This is a genomic window from Pseudomonas sp. TWR1-1-4 (genome assembly GCF_049897165.1).
GTDB lineage: Bacteria > Pseudomonadota > Gammaproteobacteria > Pseudomonadales > Pseudomonadaceae > Aquipseudomonas > Aquipseudomonas canadensis.
In genome coordinates, this window is sequence record NZ_JAFCVS010000001.1 from 770,484 (window position 1) to 789,980 (window position 19,497).

The 19,497-nt window shown below is 59.9% G+C and carries 22 protein-coding genes; 9 read left to right on the plus strand and 13 right to left on the minus strand.

Features of this window, described 5'->3' with window-relative positions:
• Positions 1-489: 489 nt before the first annotated feature.
• Positions 490-1,077: a TetR/AcrR family transcriptional regulator gene (locus ACP7C6_RS03675; RefSeq protein WP_178083559.1), complete on the minus strand. Its 588-nt coding sequence runs from the start codon at positions 1,075-1,077 to the stop codon at positions 490-492.
• Positions 1,078-1,226: 149 nt separating this feature from the next.
• Between ACP7C6_RS03675 and ACP7C6_RS03680 the strand changes: the two genes are divergently transcribed.
• From ACP7C6_RS03680 to ACP7C6_RS03695, 4 genes are all read left to right on the plus strand, one after another.
• Positions 1,227-2,327 (plus strand): alkene reductase, encoded by a 1,101-nt coding sequence (locus ACP7C6_RS03680; protein WP_426108273.1) that lies wholly within the window; start codon positions 1,227-1,229, stop codon positions 2,325-2,327.
• 39 nt (positions 2,328-2,366) lie between these two features.
• Positions 2,367-3,155, plus strand: a complete 789-nt coding sequence (locus ACP7C6_RS03685; protein ID WP_028617161.1) for an SDR family NAD(P)-dependent oxidoreductase — start codon at positions 2,367-2,369, stop codon at positions 3,153-3,155.
• A gap of 82 nt (positions 3,156-3,237) precedes the next feature.
• Positions 3,238-4,107, plus strand: coding sequence for an alpha/beta fold hydrolase (locus ACP7C6_RS03690; RefSeq protein WP_426108274.1), 870 nt, complete (start codon positions 3,238-3,240; stop codon positions 4,105-4,107).
• A gap of 46 nt (positions 4,108-4,153) precedes the next feature.
• Positions 4,154-5,152, plus strand: coding sequence for an NADP-dependent oxidoreductase (locus ACP7C6_RS03695; RefSeq protein WP_028617163.1), 999 nt, complete (start codon positions 4,154-4,156; stop codon positions 5,150-5,152).
• 546 nt (positions 5,153-5,698) lie between these two features.
• On the opposite strand, the gene ACP7C6_RS03700 is transcribed toward ACP7C6_RS03695, so the two are convergent.
• The 5 genes from ACP7C6_RS03700 to ACP7C6_RS03720 form a co-directional block, all read right to left on the minus strand.
• Positions 5,699-6,217, minus strand: coding sequence for a GNAT family N-acetyltransferase (locus ACP7C6_RS03700; protein WP_073860023.1), 519 nt, complete (start codon positions 6,215-6,217; stop codon positions 5,699-5,701).
• Between the two features lie 78 nt (positions 6,218-6,295).
• Positions 6,296-6,481 (minus strand): hypothetical protein, encoded by a 186-nt coding sequence (locus ACP7C6_RS03705; protein ID WP_426108275.1) that lies wholly within the window; start codon positions 6,479-6,481, stop codon positions 6,296-6,298.
• A 40-nt stretch (positions 6,482-6,521) separates the two neighbouring features.
• A complete protein-coding gene (locus tag ACP7C6_RS03710) occupies positions 6,522-7,253 on the minus strand; it encodes a hypothetical protein (RefSeq protein ID WP_426108276.1) in 732 nt (243 codons plus the stop codon).
• A 101-nt stretch (positions 7,254-7,354) separates the two neighbouring features.
• A complete protein-coding gene (locus ACP7C6_RS03715; RefSeq protein WP_426108277.1) occupies positions 7,355-8,041 on the minus strand; it encodes a hypothetical protein in 687 nt (228 codons plus the stop codon).
• 45 nt (positions 8,042-8,086) lie between these two features.
• On the minus strand, positions 8,087-8,413 hold the full coding sequence (locus tag ACP7C6_RS03720; RefSeq protein WP_308907771.1) for a hypothetical protein: 327 nt from the start codon (positions 8,411-8,413) through the stop codon (positions 8,087-8,089).
• A gap of 118 nt (positions 8,414-8,531) precedes the next feature.
• On the opposite strand from ACP7C6_RS03720, the gene ACP7C6_RS03725 reads away from it, so the two are divergent.
• Positions 8,532-8,831: a hypothetical protein gene (locus ACP7C6_RS03725; RefSeq protein WP_028617167.1), complete on the plus strand. Its 300-nt coding sequence runs from the start codon at positions 8,532-8,534 to the stop codon at positions 8,829-8,831.
• A gap of 17 nt (positions 8,832-8,848) precedes the next feature.
• On the opposite strand, the gene ACP7C6_RS03730 is transcribed toward ACP7C6_RS03725, so the two are convergent.
• A complete protein-coding gene (locus ACP7C6_RS03730) occupies positions 8,849-9,457 on the minus strand; it encodes a LysE family translocator (protein WP_122687155.1) in 609 nt (202 codons plus the stop codon).
• A gap of 112 nt (positions 9,458-9,569) precedes the next feature.
• Between ACP7C6_RS03730 and ACP7C6_RS03735 the strand changes: the two genes are divergently transcribed.
• From ACP7C6_RS03735 to ACP7C6_RS03745, 3 genes are all read left to right on the plus strand, one after another.
• Positions 9,570-10,433: a LysR family transcriptional regulator gene (locus tag ACP7C6_RS03735; RefSeq protein WP_426108278.1), complete on the plus strand. Its 864-nt coding sequence runs from the start codon at positions 9,570-9,572 to the stop codon at positions 10,431-10,433.
• A 47-nt stretch (positions 10,434-10,480) separates the two neighbouring features.
• Positions 10,481-10,843, plus strand: coding sequence for a hypothetical protein (locus ACP7C6_RS03740; RefSeq protein ID WP_068932067.1), 363 nt, complete (start codon positions 10,481-10,483; stop codon positions 10,841-10,843).
• A gap of 70 nt (positions 10,844-10,913) precedes the next feature.
• Complete coding sequence (locus ACP7C6_RS03745) at positions 10,914-12,161, plus strand: hypothetical protein (RefSeq protein ID WP_028617171.1); 1,248 nt, start codon at positions 10,914-10,916, stop codon at positions 12,159-12,161.
• A gap of 38 nt (positions 12,162-12,199) precedes the next feature.
• On the opposite strand, the gene ACP7C6_RS03750 is transcribed toward ACP7C6_RS03745, so the two are convergent.
• From ACP7C6_RS03750 to ACP7C6_RS03760, 3 genes are all read right to left on the minus strand, one after another.
• The gene (locus ACP7C6_RS03750; protein WP_426108279.1) at positions 12,200-12,922 is read right to left on the minus strand and encodes a BPL-N domain-containing protein; all 723 of its coding nucleotides are present in this window, start codon (positions 12,920-12,922) and stop codon (positions 12,200-12,202) included.
• Positions 12,923-13,052: 130 nt separating this feature from the next.
• Complete coding sequence (locus ACP7C6_RS03755) at positions 13,053-13,679, minus strand: glutathione S-transferase family protein (protein WP_426108280.1); 627 nt, start codon at positions 13,677-13,679, stop codon at positions 13,053-13,055.
• 83 nt (positions 13,680-13,762) lie between these two features.
• Entirely contained in the window at positions 13,763-14,386 is a 624-nt protein-coding gene (locus tag ACP7C6_RS03760; RefSeq protein ID WP_236321173.1) for a TetR/AcrR family transcriptional regulator, read from the minus strand.
• A gap of 135 nt (positions 14,387-14,521) precedes the next feature.
• Between ACP7C6_RS03760 and ACP7C6_RS03765 the strand changes: the two genes are divergently transcribed.
• Entirely contained in the window at positions 14,522-14,962 is a 441-nt protein-coding gene (locus ACP7C6_RS03765) for a hotdog fold domain-containing protein (RefSeq protein WP_068932072.1), read from the plus strand.
• Between the two features lie 38 nt (positions 14,963-15,000).
• Here ACP7C6_RS03765 and ACP7C6_RS03770 read toward each other — a convergent pair whose 3' ends face one another.
• The 3 genes from ACP7C6_RS03770 to ACP7C6_RS03780 form a co-directional block, all read right to left on the minus strand.
• Positions 15,001-16,737 carry an OPT family oligopeptide transporter gene (locus tag ACP7C6_RS03770; protein WP_068932073.1) on the minus strand — a complete coding sequence of 579 codons (1,737 nt, stop codon included), beginning with the start codon at positions 16,735-16,737 and terminating at the stop codon, positions 15,001-15,003.
• 182 nt (positions 16,738-16,919) lie between these two features.
• Positions 16,920-18,977 (minus strand): methyl-accepting chemotaxis protein, encoded by a 2,058-nt coding sequence (locus ACP7C6_RS03775; protein ID WP_426108281.1) that lies wholly within the window; start codon positions 18,975-18,977, stop codon positions 16,920-16,922.
• A gap of 220 nt (positions 18,978-19,197) precedes the next feature.
• On the minus strand, positions 19,198-19,488 hold the full coding sequence (locus tag ACP7C6_RS03780; protein ID WP_028617181.1) for a DUF3144 domain-containing protein: 291 nt from the start codon (positions 19,486-19,488) through the stop codon (positions 19,198-19,200).
• Positions 19,489-19,497: the final 9 nt, after the last annotated feature.

Sequence of the window (19,497 nt, forward strand, 5' to 3'; positions counted from 1 at the left end):
GTCCGGTCTTCAGAGAGCCAGAAACAGTAGCGGGCCGATCACTGTCCACTTGTGCGTCGGATATACACTCTATAGAGCGTCGCCCCGTTAAAAACAGACTCAGATCTAACAAAAAAAGCAGGATCACATTGTTGCCGTCTGGCTGACTTCGCTGTCTCGACTTTTGGAAATCCACCCTTTTACGGACGTTCACGACACCGCAGGTGGCCACATCGAACGCTGCGATTTTCAAGCCTGATTGTTCACCCGTGGCTACGGCGTGGGCGATGCCAAGACGACGCCGCACCCTAGCGATTTCGTCCGCGCCCTACGGACCGCTCTACTGGAGTCCCGTCATACTCCCTATGGCCGAAAGCAGTCATTTGTGGACGGCAGCTATCGGCCAAAAACCGTCATTCGCGCCCCATCGTTTTGGACTCAAATCAGCTTTCTGCTCCGAGCATAATCATCGCACTTCTACTGAAGCTACTCTTTGAATGAGCGCCGTCTCTACACCGGCTCCACCTCATCGACCGGCAATGAAGCAACCATTTCTGCCCGGCACACTTCAAGTATTTCATCAGCAAGTGCGGAGTCATCCGGGCAGGCGCGCGACAAAATAATCGCGCCGACGGCACGTGAAAGCAGGTCGATCATTTTCTTTCTGCCCTCACCCGGCTCAGGATCCGCTCCCGTCGGGTATTTCTCTTCTAGCGTCTGCAGGGTGTGTTCTATGCCTTCGGCAAACGTCGCTTTCACATCGTCCGCCTGACGCGCCGCGTCGCCACACAGCGCGGCCATCGTGCAACCACTGCCGCGTCCGTCGCGATGTTCTCTATTCACGTAAACGTTGATGAAGCCCGGAACATCCAGAGCTTGGGCGGCTGTCAGCGATTTGGCCAGACTGCACGCCGAGGCTTCGGCCATCAGGTCTGCCTTCGACCCGAAATGTTTGTAGAAACCACCATGAGTGAAACCAGCGGCCGCCATGAGATCAGCAATGCCGACGCCGTCAAAGCCCCGCTCACGGAACAGCTCTGAGGCGGTTTCAACGATGCGCTCTCGATTTGCCTGCGCCTGGGCCTTGGTTACTCTCACTTGCAATACCTCGTGTTTCCCGGGAAATCCTAAGTCCGATGATACATAGATGTCACCTATAATCAAAATTGTTGACAGTTTAGATTTCGATCATCATCATAATTGCAAGCACCACTGATCTTCATCAACGGGCACGGAAGATTCATCAGATGACCAAGCAGACTCTGTTCACTCCTTACATACTAGGCAGCCTCACGCTATCAAACCGCGTCGTTCTCGCGCCGCTGACACGCAACCGCGCCGGTCAAGGCTTCGTCCCTAGCGAATTCGCGGCGACCTATTACAGCCAGCGCGCCAGCGCCGGCTTGCTGATCAGCGAAGCCACGCAGATTTCCCGGCAGGGACAGGGCTATCAAGACACCCCGGGAATCTACACGTCGGCACAGATCGATGGCTGGCGCGCCGTGACTGATGCCGTGCATGCCAAGGGAGGAAAAATCTTTCTGCAACTGTGGCATGTCGGCCGCGTCTCGCACGTCGACCTGCAGGAAAACGGCGCTGCCCCCGTGGCCCCTTCTGCGCTACGCGCCGCCACCAAAGTGTTCGTCAACAACCGCTTCGAAGACGTCTCCGAGCCTCGCGCACTGGACATCAGCGAACTGCCGGGAGTCGTCAGCGACTTCCGTCAGGCGGCGGCCAATGCGATCGCCGCTGGCTTCGATGGCGTGGAAATTCACGGTGCCAACGGCTACCTGCTCGATCAATTCCTCAAGGACAACGCCAATCTGCGCACCGATGCTTACGGCGGCTCGATTGAAAATCGTGCTCGTCTGTTGCTCGAAGTGACGGAGGCTGTGGTTAGTGAGATCGGTGCCGACCGCACCGGTGTACGCCTGTCACCAGTGTCGCCGGCCAATGGCGTATCCAGCAGCGATCCGCAGGCGCAATTCGATTACGTCGTAGAACAACTCGACGCCCTCGGCGTGGTTTACCTACACGTGGTCGAAGGCGCGACCGGCGGCCCGCGTGACGTGGCGCCCTTCGATTTCTCCGCCCTGCGCCAGCGCTTCAAAAACACCTACATCGCCAATAACGGCTATGACCTCGATCTGGCCACCTCGCGGCTCGCTGAAGACCAGGCAGACCTGATCGCCTTCGGTCGCCCCTTCATTGGCAACCCGGACATGGTGGAACGCCTGAAACATGGCGCGCCGTTGTCCGCGTTCAATCCCGCCACCCTCTATGGCGGCGGCGCGGCAGGCTACATCGATTACCCGACACTGGCTGAATCGAGCATCAGCGCAAGCTGAGCTCGTTCTGTTTCTCATATCCTGAAAGAGAGATACCCCATGAGCACTCGCCCAACTGTTTTGATCACTGGCGCCTCCACCGGGATTGGCGCCGTCTACGCCGAACGCTTTGCACAACGCGGCCACGATCTGGTGGTAGTTGCCCGCGATCAGGCGCGCCTGGATGTACTGGCCGCGCGCTTGCGCAGCGAACACAACGTCAACGTCGATGTGATCCCGGCGGACCTGACTCAACCCGGCGATCTGAGCAACGTTGAAAACCGTCTGCGCGACGACGCCCACATCGGGATCCTCGTCAATAACGCCGGCGCTGCACTGTCCGGTCATTTCGTCGAGCAAAGCACCGATAAAGTGGCGCAACTGGTCGCCCTCAATACCACGGCGCTGGTTCGGCTCGCCAGCGCCATCGCTCCACGCCTGGCCAAGGCCGGTGAAGGTTCGATCATCAACATCGGTTCGGTTGTAGGCCTCGCACCGGAATTCGGCATGACGGTCTACGGTGCGACCAAGGCCTTTGTGCTTTTCCTGTCCCAAGGTTTGAGCCTGGAACTGTCGCCTCAAGGCGTCTACGTGCAGGCCGTGCTGCCGGCCGCCACGCGTACGGAAATATGGGATCGCTCCGGCGTCGACATCAACACCCTGAGTGAAATCATGGAAGTGGGCGATCTGGTGGATGCCGCTCTCGTCGGCTTCGATCGTCGTGAACCCGTGACCATTCCGCCGCTGCACGAAGCGGAGCGTTGGGATGCCCTGCAGGGCGCACGACTGGGCCTGATCGGGCAAATACGTCAGTCCGCGGTTGCTCAGCGTTACCAGACTCCAGAGTGATCTTCAGGTAGTGAGCATTTGGGGCGGATTCGATGCAAGCGCAAGGCGTTGCATCGAATCCGTCCAGAAATCGGGAGTGGTAATGAATTCAGCCCAGACAAATCCCCCTTCGGGTTCGCCAACGTCGTTCATCAACGCTGCGAACCAATCGATCACGGTCAACGGTATTCCATTCGCCTACCGCGATATCGGCCCCACTACCGGTGTGCCCCTTGTAATGTTCAACCATTGGGGCGCGGTGCTCGATAACTTCGATCCCGCAATCATCGATGGCCTGGCGCAAACCCGACGCGTCATTACCACCGACTATCGTGGCATCGGCGGCTCGGGTGGAACCGCGCCACTGACCGTTGGCGAGATGGCCGACGATGCGATTCAGTTGATCCGTGCGCTGGGGCTGGAAACCGTTGATGTGCTCGGATTCTCCCTCGGCGGCTTCGTCGCTCAGGACATCGCTCTGAAGGCGCCTGATCGGGTGCGGCGGTTGATTCTGACCGGCACCGGGCCGGCTGGCGGCAGCGGTATCGGCAAAGTTGGCGCGGTGTCGTGGCCATTGATTCTCAAAGGCCTGCTGACCCTGCGCGATCCGAAATTCTACCTGTTCTTCACTTCTACGGCCAACGGCCGTCGATCTGCCGCGCAGTATTTGCAGCGCCTGCAAGCCCGCAAGAACAATCGTGACCAAGGCCCGACGCCCCGTGCTTTCCTGCGCCAGTTGAAAGCGATCACCGCGTGGGGCAAACAGCCGCCGCAAGACCTCGAACGCTTGCGGGCACCTGCGCTGGTCGTCAACGGCGACACCGATATCATGGTGCCCAGCATCAATTCGTTTGAACTGGCCAAGCGTATCCCCAACGCAGAGCTGGTGATTTATCAGGATGCCGGTCACGGCGGGATTTTCCAGCACCACGTTGATTTTGTGGCCAAGGCGCAGGCGTTCCTCGATACCTGACCACGCACCGGCTACCCTCCCTACAACCGACAAGAGCCGCACCTCGATGAAAGCATTTCTTATTGATCGCTACGGCAAGCAACCCGGACGCCTCGGCGAAGCGTCAGCCCCGGAAGTGGGTGCCCACGACGTCTTGATCGAGGTCCATGCCAGCAGTGTCAACGTGCTGGACTCGAAGATCAGCACAGGCGAGTTCAAGCTGATCCTGGCCTACTCGTTTCCGCTGATTCTGGGCAACGACCTGGCGGGGGTAGTGGTGACAGTCGGCTCGCATGTGACACGCTTCAAACCAGGTGACGAAGTGTACGCTCGCCCGCCGCAAGGACGGATCGGCACGTTCGCCGAAAGGATTGCCGTGGACGAGAACGCGATCGCCCTGAAACCAGCCAATACCAGCATGGCGCAAGCCGCGTCCCTGCCCTTGGTGGCACTGACTGCCTGGCAAGTGCTGGTCGACACCGCCCGGCTACAAAAGGGCCAGAAGGTGTTGATTCACGCAGGCTCCGGCGGCGTCGGCACCATTGCCATCCAGCTTGCCAAACACCTGGGTGCCTTTGTCGCCACAACCACCAGCACCGCGAATGTCGAATGGGTCAAGCTGCTGGGGGCTGACGTGGTCATCGACTACAAAAAGCAGAATTTCGAAAATGTCTTACACGGCTACGACGTGGTGTTGAACAGCCTCGGCACCGATGTCTTGGACAAGTCACTCAAGGTCCTCAAACCCGGCGGCCAACTGATTTCCATCTCAGGGCCGCCCACTGCGCTGTTCGCACAGGAGCAAGGGTTATCCTGGCCATTGCAGCAGGTTATGCGTCTGCTGAGCCTCGGCATTCGGCGCAGGGCACGCAAGCAGGACATCAAGTACTCGTTCGTGTTCATGCGCGCCAACGGCACCCAACTGCAACAAATCAGCGCACTGGTTGAGGCGGGCATCATCAATCCGGTGATTGATCGAACGTTTTCCTTTGAATCAACGGCAGAGGCTCTGAAATACGTCGAACAGGGACGGGCCAAAGGCAAGGTCGTCGTTACGATCAAATGACTACCCGCCTATCAATGCCGACTGCGCCCGAGCAATTTGAAGCACACCAGCACTCGTCATCCGAGCTGAGCGAGTCGGCTGCAAAAAAGTTGCCGAAACAGATAGCGCCACAAACAGACCTCTTACCTGTTGCACCGACAGTGATCTTATGGCGCAGTTTGATGCTTCAGCAGTAGAAATCTGGGTGTATGAGAGGCGTGCAGTATGGCTAGCGCCGAATATCGCTGACGCCAACTCCCTATCCGAGTTGGGAAAGTATCGGGCGAATGATTCAGGGCGAAAACGAGCAGGCGTGAACGGCAGCTTCTGGCCGATAGCAGACAGTCATTCTCGCTCTGCTCCGGAGTACACAACTATCCCCCTACCTCCCCAGCAACTCCCGAACCCTCCCCCCAACACCTCCACCGCAAACGGCTTCAACGCACCTATCCCGCCCAGCAACCCCACATCCATCACCAGCAGATCAATGTGCACATCCGCCCTCAACAAGCGTCCGGCAGACTCACCTTCTTTTCCTAGAGGCTTGGAGGCCTGACAGTTTTGTAATTACGCCACTGGCCATGCCATGGCACACCGACTGTCCGGAGCGAATCCATGCTTGTATTCCTCACTCAATATCCCCGCCAGCCTCTCATCTAGATCTGCGGTGGCTTTAGCCTGAAAGCCTATGCGGGAGTAAAAGGGTGCATTCCATGGCACGTTTGTGAATGTTGTAAGCGTTACAAAACTAAGTCTGATTGAGCGCGCATAATCCTTCGCGGCCTCAACCAGTCGCCGCCCTGTACCTTGTCCTTGCATCGATTGCATCACTGATAATTCATAGATATGAAGATCACTGCCATGGCGCTCGGCGCTGAGAAATCCTTGTGGCCGATTCTCGGCATCAAGTGCAACCCAACATGTCGATAGCGCAATGAGTTGGCTATGACGTTCGATGGACATCGGAGGCGATTCAGCCAGCCAACTCAACTCATCAATTAAGCGAAATGCTTGAGCAGCGGAGGTTTCAATGGCAGGCAGGCGTTGTGCATCTTCCGGTACAGCAAGGCGGATAGTTACAGGCATATGTTGCCTTTGGTGAGGTGAGTGAGGTAGCGGTCAAACTGGAAAAGCCAGCTTTGGATAGTCGAAGATATCATGCACTCAGACGACCGGACGCGCGCCCTTCGGGGCACAGCAACTGCAGGGTGCCGAACGACGAGCCGGTATGGACAAGGCGGCGTCGACAATCTTGCCGGAGAGGGCTTTGAGGTCTTGCTCGCCGATCAGGTCAAGGCTAATGCGGTGCAGGCATTCGATGTCCGAGAGGGCGGACTCCGAGTCGCTCAATCGTTATTCTTCAAGATAGGCGACACGCTTATGACCGGGACTACTTCTCCCTACCTTTAATCGATGTAAGCGCATCAAACGCTCGCTCATAGAGCGTTAGAGGCGTCTTGCCGAAGGTCACCGGCGTGGGTGAAAACGCCTCAAAAAACTTCACCGCCCTGTCGGCATTACCATTTGAGGCGATGAGTGCGCCTGCCTGGGCATCGTATAACTCTGCCAATTGAGAGTAGTACCGTAAAAAAGAAATTGCGACTTGAAGCATGAGGATGGCTAACGCAATCGCGCCGATAGAAAATGCAATGGAAGAAAGTGAAGAAACCCAATCAGAACCTCTCATTGCTGACTCTGGTTCCTTTTCTTTGGACGCTTTTTCGGCGCGCTCATACAGCCCAACCAATCGATCAACTTCATGCAGGTAGGCCAGGCGTTCCTCTGACATAAGCTCTACTTTCTTCACCTTCTCGCCATCCATTGCTTTGCCCATGGCGACCAATTCATCAGGGTAGGCCTTATTCAATAAATCTCGGGAGGTACGCAGAAAAATACTGGGGTCACGTGGCGCGCTATTCGAAATTCTTTCTGCAAAACTTCGGTAGGACGTGATGCCACCCACATTAAAAAAATACACAACCGTTACGGCGGTAAAGATCGCGAAAAACATACTGATCGCAATAATTCGCCTCGTTTGCCGCGCGAGCAAAGCCCGTGCTTTCAAGTCCTCGATCGCGGCCTTAAAGTCAAACCCTTTAAATCCCTGGTCTAATTCTTCCATCTTCTTCGCTCTATCATTTTGAACACACAACAGGGGCGTTTTTTCGATGAACAGCCCCAACAAACCTACCGATTTATTGCAAGTGACGCCCCTGCTGTTTCTTACAACCCACGCCCATACTCAAACAGCGCCATATCCATAACCCGAGCAGTGGAATATGGCAGTTTCAGCCGCGTCGTCTTCAACACCAGGGGGCGAACCTTCAATTCTCGGACCACACCTGCCAGCGCAGTGAGGCCCTTTCCGCGGGCCGCAGTGATGTGTGGAAGGCGCGGAAATAGATCTCGGCAAGCCGCAATATAAAAGCGGTCCAGCGCCGGGCACTCCCCCAAGACGCCCATCAGGATTTTGGTCTTGAGCGTATCCGTCCAAGAGACGTTACTGGCCAGCTGCTCCATCGCCCCTAATACCTCGTCCAAGAGCTTCTGGTTGTAGACCAGGTTTGGCGAGCCCGCTGCAAAATCATCCAAAGAGAGCTCAAGCAATTCCGGACCTTTGCCCGTAAAGAGAGACTTGGCCAATGCTTTCATCAGATCAAGGTTGCTGTTTTGCAACAACCCCGAGGAGCCGCGGAACATCCCCCAGTTCGCCAGGTAGAACCCGATGTGCAGCGCTGTCGTGTCGATCTGATCATCATTGATGAGGTCCGCCCAATGAGGTCGGCATTCGTCCCAGATGTACTCGTAGAGGAACTCCCATGCCTTGAGTCGCGGGTAGTCGTTACCCGGTGATGGCTGGATATTCTGGTAATACATTTGAGCATAACGGTTAACGTCAAACATCTTCATCCGGCTTCCTGCGCGAGGCTTCCCTATTGATTACCGCAGCGCAAGTTATCGGCAGGGCGGGCGAGATAATGAGGGCAACATGCCGATCTCAGCAGTCAGCCCCAGCAAATCATTCACCAGCTCAAGGGCTTCCTGCTGATAGCCCTCACGCCAACGCGCGGAGAAGTCCTCGGGCCTGCCCTGCTCTTCCCACTCGGCCAATGCCAAGCCATTGATGATTTCCAGCTCGAACCATTGGCGCTGCCACGCGGCAGCGTCCACCACCAGCACAGTGTCCTGCCACAGGAACTCGGTGTGAGCGACAAATTGGCTCCATGGAAACAGCCCGTATGGGGCCCTTTCTGCCTGCGCGATCAGTTGCGCTTTGTCCATTTAATGCTCCTTTCTAACGACGCCCTCTTTTTCCCAGCCATGCTCTCACAGCGCAGAAAAATAGCCTGGCATTGTTGTAGACTTCCCGGCCCTCAACCCCCTACTTGAGAACATGGACGTGAAAAAAATCCTGCTGCTCGGATGCATCTCCTCGGCCTTGACCGGCTGCACCTTCACCGGCGCCAATGAAGTCGCACCGGGCGAATACATGATCACCAGCCATGGCAGCATCTTCAATTCCCGAGAAGGCCTGCTGGAAAACATCAACCAGAAAGCCGCGAAAGTCTGCGACGGCAAACCGTATCACCTGGAAGGCGACAGTGGCGCGAACATGGTGGTGAGTACCACCACGCATATCGGCCAGACGCCCACTACCGTGCTGGGCTTGAAAGCGGTGTGTGAAGGTCGCAAGGACTGAAGCCCATGCCATTTCCGTCAGCTGTGGATGGGTAACGCCAACCCAAACAGCACAAAGAACCCGCCGCAGACTTTGTTGAACCGTCGCCCCGTTCGCGCCAGCCAAGGCCGAACGCGGTGCGCGGCGCTGGCCACGGTGTATTCAACGACAAACTCGACGACCGCGTAGGTCAACGCAATGGCGGCCGTCTGCGCGATGAGGTTTCTGTGTGGGTCGAGGAACGGTGGAATAAACGCGGTAAACAGCAACAAGGCCTTGGGGTTTGACAGGGCCGATACCCACCCTTGGCGGAACAGCGACCAGTGTCGCTGGCTCACCGTGCCGGTCGTATCCAGGCTGACGGGGGCCGAGCGCCACAGGCCGAAACCCAGCCAGATCAGATAAAGCCCGCCGGCCACTTTCAAAGCCATGAACCAGGTGGCCGAAGCCTGGATCAGTGCCCCCAGGCCCAACGCGCACAGCGTCAGCACCATGGCAAAGCCGAGTACACCACCGCTGATGGTGAACAGGGTTTTGCGGCTGCCGTGGAGCGCGCCATGGGTCAGCACCAGCAGCGCATTAGGTCCTGGCACTACGGCGATGCCGCAGCAGGTGAACAGGTACAGCAACCAAGTCTCGAAGGGCATGATCAGGTCCGGCAACGGTGGGTTCAAGCCCGCATCCTGCGAGCGAACAGCTATCATGAAAAGCGCATAATTCACGCAACAGTCATTCGATTAACGAATAGAGGTCACCCGCATGCCTTCCAGTGATTTGCAGATCGATTGGCTCAAGTGCTTCGTGGCAGTGGTAGACGCCGGTTCGCTGTCGGGCGCGGCCCATGAGGTGAACCGGTCGCAGTCTGCCGTCAGTATGCAAATGAAGAAACTGGAGGCCGCGCTGGGACGCCCCTTGTTGAACCGTGGCCCGAGGCATCTGCAGTTGACCGATGACGGCCAGACGCTGCTGGGTTATGCGCGCCGTATGCTCGCGCTGCACGCCGAGACCCAGGCGGCGTTTCATGGCGAAACCTTGACTGGGCGCATCCGCCTTGGGGTCGCGGAAGACTATGCGGCCAAGTACCTCACGCCGGTGCTCAAGCGTTTTGCGCCGCGCTACGCCGGTGTGGACATTGAGTTGACCTGTGAACAGTCCACCGCCCTGATCCCACGGGTGCGTAGCGGTGATCTTGATCTGGCGCTGGTGTCCAGGGACTCGCCGCACAGTGGCACCTTCCTGTTCAAGGAACCGATGGTGTGGGTAGGCTCGCCTCAGTTCGAACTGTGGCGCCGGGACCCGGTGCCCATCGCCGTCTACGAAAGCGCCAGCCTGGCGCGGCGGTATGCGGTGAGTTCACTGGCCCAGCAGGGGCGTCAGTTCAAGGTGGTGTACAACAGCTCCAGCCTCGCCGGCCAAGTGGCTGCGGTCGAGGGCGGGCTCGCGATTGCCGCGATCACTCAGTGCACCGTGCAGCCGTCACTGCAGGTCTTGGGCAGCGAACAAGGGTTGGGGAGTATTGAACCGATGGAGGTGTCGATTCTGCGCAGTCGAGACTCTCGCGGGTCCAAGGCGGTCAACAGTCTGCATGCATTTATCATCCGTGCGCTTAGGGTTCAGGCGTAGCGCGCGCCCTGTTAATCTGCGGCACCTGCCTTCTTACGGAGCTCTCTGTGAGTTCATCAAAACGCGACAGCACCCGCATCGAACGCCGCCTTGTCGCCGCGCTCACCGACGCCTGCGAAACCGCCAAAGCCGAAATCCCCGGGTTTGAATGGCTGACGCACACGGTCAATTACGCCGACTTCCCCGGCAGCCTGCGTATCACCTGGGTCTTTGACACCCGCGCCAGCCAGGCGCAGGCCGTGGCGACAGGGCTGGACGCGCGTATCCGCGAGTTGACCGCCACCGCGCTGCACGACGCCGAGATCCCGCCGGTACCGTTGGCGCGTTGCGTTCACTTGGATTCTGAAGAAGCCTGCCATGCCCAGCACGGCGGTAACTGGCGTTTGCGCCTGATGCGCTCAGCCAACTAGAGACTGACATCCAACTGCTGGATAATGTCTCCGCCCTGTTCCTCGCCTGTCGATAAGGAAGTCCTGTCCCATGAAGTTGCCGTTTTCCGCTGCCCTGCTCGCGTCAGCCCTGCTGTCGCCTTCCTTTGCCCAGGCCGACGACGCCGCGTTGGTCGACACGCTCAAGGCCTTCACCCGTTGTGACGAGACGTTCTTCAGCCGCCTGAACACGCACCGTGATGCGTGGCAGGCCTATGCCCCACTCAAGCAGGAAAAGAACTTCACCTGGATCGCGGTGCGCGACCGCACCGAACCCAAGGCCTCGGCAGTGCCGGTGACCGCGCCGGCCATCGCGGGGTTGAAGCTGCTGTCCTATAACGATGAGGTCAGCGATCTTGGCCCGCTGGGCCTGTATTACTTCTGGGGCTTCACGGTGGACGGCACGATGGATGAAGTCGCCCCGCGCGTCGCGGCGTTGCTGGACCAACCCGGTGCGCTGCAAAAAGGCGAGGGGCAATACACGCGCAGCGAGTTGAAGGTGGGCAACAGTTGGCAGGCGATCAAGCCCATGCCGGGCAAGGCACCGGGGCTGCGCAATGTGGAGCGGGTGCTGATCGTGGAGCCGGAGGGCAAGCATTCCCGTGTGAGCTGTTCGGTGCAGGGTGGCGTGAATGCCGGGTTGCTGGCGTTGTTGCGGCCGGACATCGCGCCAGTGGATTACCCGCGCACCGTCGCCGACACCCATCTGGCCGATGTGCCGGTGCCACCCAACGTGCTCCAGGGCCTCGACGCGCCGCTGTTGCAGCCCAAGTTCAAGACGTTGAGCTACAGCTATCTGTCGAAGAACGCCGCGGGCAAGGACGCGCCGATCACCATCCGGTTCAAGGCCGAGGGCGGTTTGCTGGTGAAGAATGAAGCCTACGGCGGCGCCTTCAATGTGGACCGCCTGATGCTGGCGGACCTGATCCAGCTGAAATCGAAAATGAACGGCGTGGGCGAAGGCCAGGTGCTGCAGACCCGAGAGGCCGAGGTGAAACTGCCGACGAGCTGGGCGCCGGGCCAAACCCTGAGTGCGCACCTGAAGATGGCCAATGTGCCGGTCAAGCCTACCGACAAACCGGTCGAAACCACCTTGACCTGCAAGGTGGGCGAGCGCTTCCCGGCGCGCCAGGTGTTCGCGTCGTTGACGGGTGATGCCATTCGGTTGACCTGCGAGCAGGACGGTTATTCGTCCAATCGCGCGTTTATCGAAGACCTGGGCGTCGCGTTGACGCTGGAGTCGACGTCGAGCCAGACCCACTATGTGAATGAAATCCAGACGCTGGACGTGGTGCGCTGACACAGGGTGGTCTAACCACTACAAAGGATAGGCGGGTCTCAAAAGCTGCGTATCAGCGAGCCGAAAAGATCCCCCTCAGGCATCTTGCTCAACGGAATGTCGGCATTCTCGAACCACTCCTGACTGGCCTCAGGGTGCGGACCGCTCAGCACCACCACGCCCTTTTCATAGGTATACCGCGCCGCCGCTACGTCGCCGTTGCGGTAGGTGGCGATGGTTTTGTACGACCCTTTGGGAAAGTAGGGGCCGTCCTGGAAGAACACGTGATCAGACCTGCCCGCCCACGTGACCTGTACGGCGGCATCGGCGATGCCGGCCACCTCAAAACCAGGGCGACCGGCTTCGCCGTCTAGGTCCTGGGGGATCAGGCCGAGGTTGTTGTCGTCCGCCAGGTAGGCGCCCATGCACAAGCCCAGGTAGCGGCCGCCGTTGGCGACGTAGCTGCGGATGGCTTCGCTGCGTGCTTCACCCAGGCTACGCAGCGCGCCAGGAATGTCCTGACCGCCGCCCGGCTGCACGTAAAGGTCGTAGCGCGCCAGGGTTTGTGGCGTGATGTCGATCGACTCATCCGCGCCCACAAAATCGATGTGATAGTTGGGGTTGAGTCGTTGCAGGGCCTTCGCCACGTTTTCGGAACAGTCGTCACAACCCGCCGGGCCCCGGTAGATGGCGACGTGGGTGATAGGCCTCGCGGCCTCGGCCGGTGACGGCAGCAACAGGACAAAGGCAAACAACGTGGCAGTGACGGCTCGCAGGTTCATGGCGATGGGCTCCAGGGCGGACACCCCAAAGCCTATAGCGATTGCGCCGGTCAATCCGTTAACAGTTGTAAACACTGCGCGCGGGATGAACGGCGCCTTGCTACCGCCTTAAGACGTCACGCCAGTGGCTTCACTGGGCAAACGCATACGCCCCGCCCTGCTCCACCGCCTCGCGATACGCAGGTCGCGCCTGGAATTTCTCCACCCACGCTGCCAGGTTCGGGTAGGCCTGCAACTTGCCCTGGGCCCTGGCGATTTCGCCGATAAAGCTCATCTGGACGTCCGCGCCGCTCAACTCATCGCCAAGCAGGTAGGCTTTGCCCGCGAGCACGTCGTTCAGGTAACCGAGGTAGTTGGCCACTTCCGATTCGATCCGCGGATGCAACGGCGCGCCTGCCTCGCCCAGGCGGCCGACGTAGAGGTTGAGCATCAACGGCAACATGGCCGAGCCTTCGGCAAAATGCAGCCACTGCACGTAGTGGTCGTAGGTGGCGCTGGCGGGGTCCGGTTGCAGGCGGCCCTGGCCGTGGCGGCGGATCAGGTAGTCGATGATGGCGGCGGACTCGATCAGCACCAGGCCGCCGTCTTCGATCACCGGCGATTTGCCCAACGGGTTGATCGCCTTGAGTTCCGGCGGAGCGAGGTTGGTTTTCGGGTCGCGTTGGTAGCGCTTGATCTCGTAGGGCAGGCCGAGTTCTTCGAGCAGCCACAGGATGCGTTGCGAGCGTGAGTTGTTGAGGTGGTGGACGATGATCATTGAAGGCTCCGCAGGGCGAGAGGAATGTCTTGGAAACAGACTACGCCAGCCTCCAAGAGTGCCGACGATTAAATGTCTGCCGATTATGCAGGCGTTTGGCTGATCGAGGCCCACGCCGCCTGCGCCAGCAACGCGGCGTAGTGATTGGGGCTGTGTTTGACCCGGCCGGATAACCACGCACGGGCATAGCTTTCGGCCGAGCCGATGATCAGCGACAGCAACAGCTCTGCCGGAATATGGCTGAACGCCTCGCGGCGGCCTTCGTCGCTCATCCACTCGGTCAATTGCGCATTGCGCTGCTTGTTGCGGGTGAGCAGTTCGTCCTTGTGCGGGCCGTTGGCCACGGCGAAACGGCTCTGGAACATAAAGCGCGCCCATTCGGGTTGCGCATCCACCCACTCCACATAACTGCGCACCAGCGCTTCCACGCCGGCCTGGGCGGTTTGCGCCGGCTTCAGATAGTGGTCTCGCAAGGCGGCCTGATCTTCCAGCGCGGCAAAAAACAGCGCGGCGACGATGCCTTCCTTATTGCCGAAGTGATGGTAGATGGCGCCCACGCTGGTCTCGCACCGCGCGCGGATGGTTTCGATATTCGTCGCTTCAATACCCACGTCGTTAAAGCTGGCCAGGGCCTCGCGCAGGATGCTGCGCTTGAGGTCGCTGCGCCGGCCCGGGAAGGTGCGCTCGATCAGGTCAGGTGCGTGCATGGAGTGGCTCGCCAAATGTACGGAGTCTAAAGGTACAGCCGCCTGCAGAGAAGGCATGGCTTGACACCCATGGAATTTACAGAATATCGTTCTTTTACAGAATATTATTCTGTTAACCCATTGCGAGGATAATCCATGAGCCAGTTTCTCAGCATGTTCAACAGTGCAGGCCCTGCAGCGTTCAGCCAAATGGCCTGCCAAGTGGCGCCCTACTTCAGCACCATCAACCCGGAAATCGCCGAACTGCGCCCTGGGCATGCGGTGGTCAATGTGCCGTTTCGCAAAGAAATCACCAACCACTTGGCGTCCGTGCATGCCATTGCGTTGTGCAACGCGGCGGAATTGGCAGGTGGGACGATGACGGACGTGTCGATACCGTCAGGTGCCAAATGGATCCCAAAGGGCATGACCGTGGAGTACCTGGCGAAGGCCAAGACGAACATCCGTGCCGTAGCGGATGGCAGCGGTATTGATTGGTCCACCGCGGGGGACAAGATCGTGCCGGTGGATATTTTTGATGAGGGCGAAGTGAAGGTGTTCACCGCCAGGATCACCATGAATGTGAAGATCGCCTGAGGCCATGGCGGCTGGCTCGGCAACTGCCGAGCCACGCTTCAGTGCACCATCGACCACAGTGAAGCACCTACGCCGGTGATGCTCTCCCCCGCAATCAAGCCAGCGGCGGCGGTAATCGCAAAGCGCTCGGTGAGGCTCGGCCAGCGGCAGCTCAGCAGCCAGGTCAGTATCGCGCCCAGGGCCATCATCAACGAGACCGAGGCCGGCAGCACAAAGGCCAGGCCCAGGGCGGCGGCACTCGGGAGGAAGCGGGCACGATGGGCAGGCAAGGTGCTGTCCAGCACACCGAGCACTACGCCAACCAGGCCGCCGATGGCAATCGCCCAGCGAATGCTGGTGGACAGTGAATCCACCCCATGGGTGAGGGTTAGCGCCACGGCTTTCCAGGTAGCGACCGCCGGGGCCGGCCACTCTTCGGTGAGCAGCATGGTTTGCGGGTCCGGGATCAACGCCAGGTAGGCGAATACGCCAACGATACTGCCGATGAAAATCCCCAGGATCTGCGCGATCACCTGCTTATGCGGCGTGGCACCAATGGCCTTGCCCACTTTGAAATCATTCATCAAGTCGGTGCACTGCCCGGCCGAGCCACCGGCCGTGTTGGCGCTCATCAGGTTGATCGGCACCTGCCCCGGCGCGACGATGCCAAAGCTCAGCTGGGACAGTTGCCCAATGGCGCCGATGGGCGGAATGCCGGTGGCGCCCACCACGCGCGCGGCGACGGCGGCGAGGCAGATCGCCAATGGGATCGTGAGCAACGCCATGCCCAGATTAATGCCGAACAGCAGCGCCTGCAGACTCACCACCAGCACAATCGCCAGCACAAAACCGGCGGCCGGCCCCGGTTTTGGCACCGTCCAGGTCGATTCGCCGCCGGAGTGCGTTGATCGGTACAGGGCCCACAAACGAATCGCCAGCGAGGCCAAGGTGGAACACACCATCAAGCTCACGCCCGGCCACAGCAACCACTCCACCAGCGCGGCGAACTGCGGGCCGCTGCTGCCCGCAGGCAAGGTCACCAGGTGTTGCGCCAACAACCAGGGGCCCAGGCCGCCCCACGCGAGCAAGGCGCCGAGCAGCAGGGTCAGGCCCACGCGAATGCCGATGATACCGCCGAAGCCCACCAGCAACAGCGAAGGGTCGGCGGTGAAGGTCAGGCGCTCCAACTGAGCGCTGGGCGACCAGCGCGGGAAGGCCCACATAAAAGTATCGACCCACTTGACCAGCCCGGAGAGCAACGCGGCGCTGAGCAGCACCTTCAAGCGCGTCGCGGCTTCGCGCCCATGGTTGTAAATGTGCAGCAAGGTTTCCAGGGTGGCCATGCCCTCGGGGAATTTCAGCGCCTTGTCATTCAGCAACGAGGGCCGTAGATACCAGGCGATCCAGATGCCCAGGAAACTCACCGAGAACACCCAGGCAATCATGGGGATAGCGTCCAACTGGTTGCCCGTCAGCAAGGTATAGGCCGGGATCGGCGCTACCAGCCCGCCGGAAATGATTGAAGCGGCGGCCGAGGCGACGGTCTGGTTGATGTTGCTTTCATGCAAGGTCCACGGCAGGTGGTCGGTGGAACGCTTGGCCACTCCTTGAAAGATGGCGTAGCCGATCAACAGCGCGATGATCGACATGTTGAACGACCAACCGATTTTCAACCCGGCGTAGACATTGGACGGCGTGAGCAGGATGCCGAGGACACTGCCGGTGATGACGGCGCGCAGGCTGAGTTCGCGGGTGACGGGGCCGTGCGGGAGGGTCGTTGGCGGGGCTGAAGTCATGCGGAGTCCTTTCGGCGACGAAACAGGGCGACCTAGTAAGTGAGCCCTGTAGAAGCCGAAGGTTCCTGTGGTGGGGGAGCTTGTTGTGGTGAGCAGACTTGTTTTGGTGAGCAAGCTTCCTGTGGTGTGAGCGGGCTTGCCCCGCTCACACCACAGGAAGCGTGGTCACCACAAAAACCTGTTCAGCCCAGGCGAAACCGCGCGGTGTTGTCGCTCAATGCCTGGCTGCCTTTGCTCAAGGTGTCGGCCGCTCGGTTCACAGCCCGCGCGCCGTCGAGCAAACGCCCGGCCGCCTGGTCCACTTGCTGAATATTGCCGCTCACTTCATCCGCCGTCGCCGCTTGCTCTTCAACAGCAGTGGCGATCTGCGCCAGGGTGTCGGTGACGTGTTGCACCGCACCGGCAATCTCGCCCAAACGTGTGCCCAGCCCGGTGACGGATTCAGCATCCGTCAGTGCCTGTTCACACGCGGCGCCCATCAACGTGACCGCCTGGCTGACCGTGGCGCGCAGGCTGTCGACCGTGCCGGCGATCTGCGCCGTAGACGCCTGGGTGCGTTGCGACAAGCTGCGCACTTCATCAGCCACCACGGCAAACCCGCGGCCCTGCTCACCGGCACGGGCGGCTTCGATGGCGGCGTTGAGCGCCAGCAGGTTGGTCTGCTCGGCAATGCCACGGATGGTGTCGACCACCGATTGAATCTGCTGGCCCTGCTGGCTGACCTGCTCCAGCGCATCGGCGGTGTCGGTCAGGCGCAGGTTGAGTTGCTGGATGCTGGCCGTGGTGCGCTGGCTGTCGCGGCTGCTGTCTTCGGCGATGCGTCGGGTCTGCTGGGCGCTGCCCGAGGCTTGTTCGCAGCTTTTGGCGACGCCCAGGGAGGTGGCGGCCAACTGGGTCGCGGCGGCGGCGATCTGGCTGATTTGCAGTTGCTGGTCTTCGACTTCGGTCAGGGTGCTGCCCGATTGCGAATTGAGGGTGAGCACCGCCGAGCCGAGTTGCTGCGTCTCGTGGTTGACCCCCAGCAGGCTGGTGCGCAGTTGCACCACCGCAACGTTGAGCGCGGTGCTGATGGCCGCGAGTTCGTCGCGCCCTTCCACCGCCACCTCGACGCACAGGTTGCCGTCGCGCAGGGACTCGGCCAGGGTGGTGATGCCGCTGGCGCTACGGCGGATCGAGGCTTGCAGGCATATGAACAGGTAAAGCGCGGCCAAGGCCAGCAGGCTGAATGTCGCCGCGACGGGAATGAATTTCTGCAGCGAACGATCACGGTAGTAACCCAAGCGCGCGTCCAGCGAATGCAGCGACTGGTTACGCAGCGCGCCGAGGCTGTCGAGCATCGCGTCGACACTGCGTTCGAAGCCTGCGGTGTCGAGCTTGATGGTGCCGCCGAAGACGCCGTCGTCGAGCACCTTGAGTTCGTTGTCCAGCCGTTGCAGGCTGTCGTCGTACTGCGCGGTCCAGGGTTCGAGACCGGCGTATTGCTTGGCCTTGAGCGAGCCTGCCGCCTTGACCAACTGGTCCCGCGCGTCGCCGATCCGACCGCGCAGGTCACGCATCTGCAAGCGGCTTTGCAACGTGAACTGCCCCGACGCGATAGACGACTGGCCGACACTGGCCATGCGCCCGATACGCTCGATCAGGTCAGGGGTGTGCTGGGTGGAAATCTGCATCAGCAGGTAGGTTTCCAGCCACGGGTCGAGGATCAGGCCAGCATCCAGGGTGATCTGCTCGCGCAGGGTTTGCATGGCGGTGAGCGCCGAGGTGAAACGGTCATAACCGTCCGGCCACCAGCCCACCGTGCGCAGGGATTGGGAATCCATGCCCTTGACTGACGCCTGCAAGGCGTCGAAGCGCGCGAGGATGTCAGCGCTGGCGTTCTGGGCTTTGAGTGAATCGCCCAGGTTTTGCAGGCTTTGCAGGATCACCGGGAAATTGGCGTCGACCTTGTCCATCGCCGCCTTCGCCGCGGGGGTGGGCGCGTGCAGTATGTCCGCCGCCTTCCAGCGTGCGGCCAGGTTGCGCTGGGCCGTCAACTGGCCATCCAACGCGTCCAAGGCCGACAGTTGCCGGACACCGGACTGCTCGCTGGAAATCACGGTCAATTTGTCGCGATAGTCCGAGCCGATCATCCACAGGCTACCCGCCAGGGGCAGCATGAACAGGAAGAACAGGATCTGGAACTTGCGCGCAAAGCCGAAACGCCCCAACAGGCGGATACCCGGTGATAAAAGGCTGTGCATGTCCGACCACTCCCCAAAAACGACCCACGCGGTGCACCGCGGGGTGAAGCCTTGAAATGACTAACGGCAAAATGCCATGTCATTGATTAGCTTGACACTAGCAAGATACGGGCCGCTGTCAGCGCGCCCGAGATAGGCGGCGCGGGGAGCAGTCGAGAACATAGCGTGCGCGAAAATGGGGCAAAAGCACTCAAGGCCTGTGCAGACCTGTAACAGTGACCTATCGGGTCGACATGTACCGGTCAAAATTATTGATGTGATCGTCCAGATTATCCTCAAGCATCATCCGGTACTGGTCGCAGAAGTACTTCAACATCGCCTCCCGCGCCTCGGCCATTTCCGCGCCGGACTTGAAGTTGCGCGCGCTGGCCCAGGCATTGAAACGCGTGGTGCCGAACATCATCGAGGCGCTGACCTGGCCGAGGTTTTCGTGAGCCTGGAGTTGCTCGTTCGACAATTCGATGTGCGCGTCGGCGCGGTCGTAGAAGGTGGGGTCGGTGGCGTCGGCCATGGTGGGTGT

Coding starts and splice junctions, on each gene's coding strand:
- ACP7C6_RS03700 (WP_073860023.1), bottom strand. CDS start 6,217: ATGCCTGTAACTATCCGCCTTGCTGTACCGGAAGATGCACAACGCCTG.
- ACP7C6_RS03775 (WP_426108281.1), bottom strand. CDS start 18,977: ATGCACAGCCTTTTATCACCGGGTATCCGCCTGTTGGGGCGTTTCGGC.
- ACP7C6_RS03765 (WP_068932072.1), top strand. CDS start 14,522: ATGAGCCAGTTTCTCAGCATGTTCAACAGTGCAGGCCCTGCAGCGTTC.
- ACP7C6_RS03755 (WP_426108280.1), bottom strand. CDS start 13,679: ATGATCATCGTCCACCACCTCAACAACTCACGCTCGCAACGCATCCTG.
- ACP7C6_RS03690 (WP_426108274.1), top strand. CDS start 3,238: ATGAATTCAGCCCAGACAAATCCCCCTTCGGGTTCGCCAACGTCGTTC.
- ACP7C6_RS03680 (WP_426108273.1), top strand. CDS start 1,227: ATGACCAAGCAGACTCTGTTCACTCCTTACATACTAGGCAGCCTCACG.
- ACP7C6_RS03760 (WP_236321173.1), bottom strand. CDS start 14,386: ATGCACGCACCTGACCTGATCGAGCGCACCTTCCCGGGCCGGCGCAGC.
- ACP7C6_RS03715 (WP_426108277.1), bottom strand. CDS start 8,041: ATGAAGATGTTTGACGTTAACCGTTATGCTCAAATGTATTACCAGAAT.
- ACP7C6_RS03770 (WP_068932073.1), bottom strand. CDS start 16,737: ATGACTTCAGCCCCGCCAACGACCCTCCCGCACGGCCCCGTCACCCGC.
- ACP7C6_RS03780 (WP_028617181.1), bottom strand. CDS start 19,488: ATGGCCGACGCCACCGACCCCACCTTCTACGACCGCGCCGACGCGCAC.
- ACP7C6_RS03695 (WP_028617163.1), top strand. CDS start 4,154: ATGAAAGCATTTCTTATTGATCGCTACGGCAAGCAACCCGGACGCCTC.
- ACP7C6_RS03720 (WP_308907771.1), bottom strand. CDS start 8,413: ATGGACAAAGCGCAACTGATCGCGCAGGCAGAAAGGGCCCCATACGGG.
- ACP7C6_RS03730 (WP_122687155.1), bottom strand. CDS start 9,457: ATGCCCTTCGAGACTTGGTTGCTGTACCTGTTCACCTGCTGCGGCATC.
- ACP7C6_RS03750 (WP_426108279.1), bottom strand. CDS start 12,922: ATGAACCTGCGAGCCGTCACTGCCACGTTGTTTGCCTTTGTCCTGTTG.
- ACP7C6_RS03710 (WP_426108276.1), bottom strand. CDS start 7,253: ATGGAAGAATTAGACCAGGGATTTAAAGGGTTTGACTTTAAGGCCGCG.
- ACP7C6_RS03685 (WP_028617161.1), top strand. CDS start 2,367: ATGAGCACTCGCCCAACTGTTTTGATCACTGGCGCCTCCACCGGGATT.
- ACP7C6_RS03735 (WP_426108278.1), top strand. CDS start 9,570: ATGCCTTCCAGTGATTTGCAGATCGATTGGCTCAAGTGCTTCGTGGCA.
- ACP7C6_RS03745 (WP_028617171.1), top strand. CDS start 10,914: ATGAAGTTGCCGTTTTCCGCTGCCCTGCTCGCGTCAGCCCTGCTGTCG.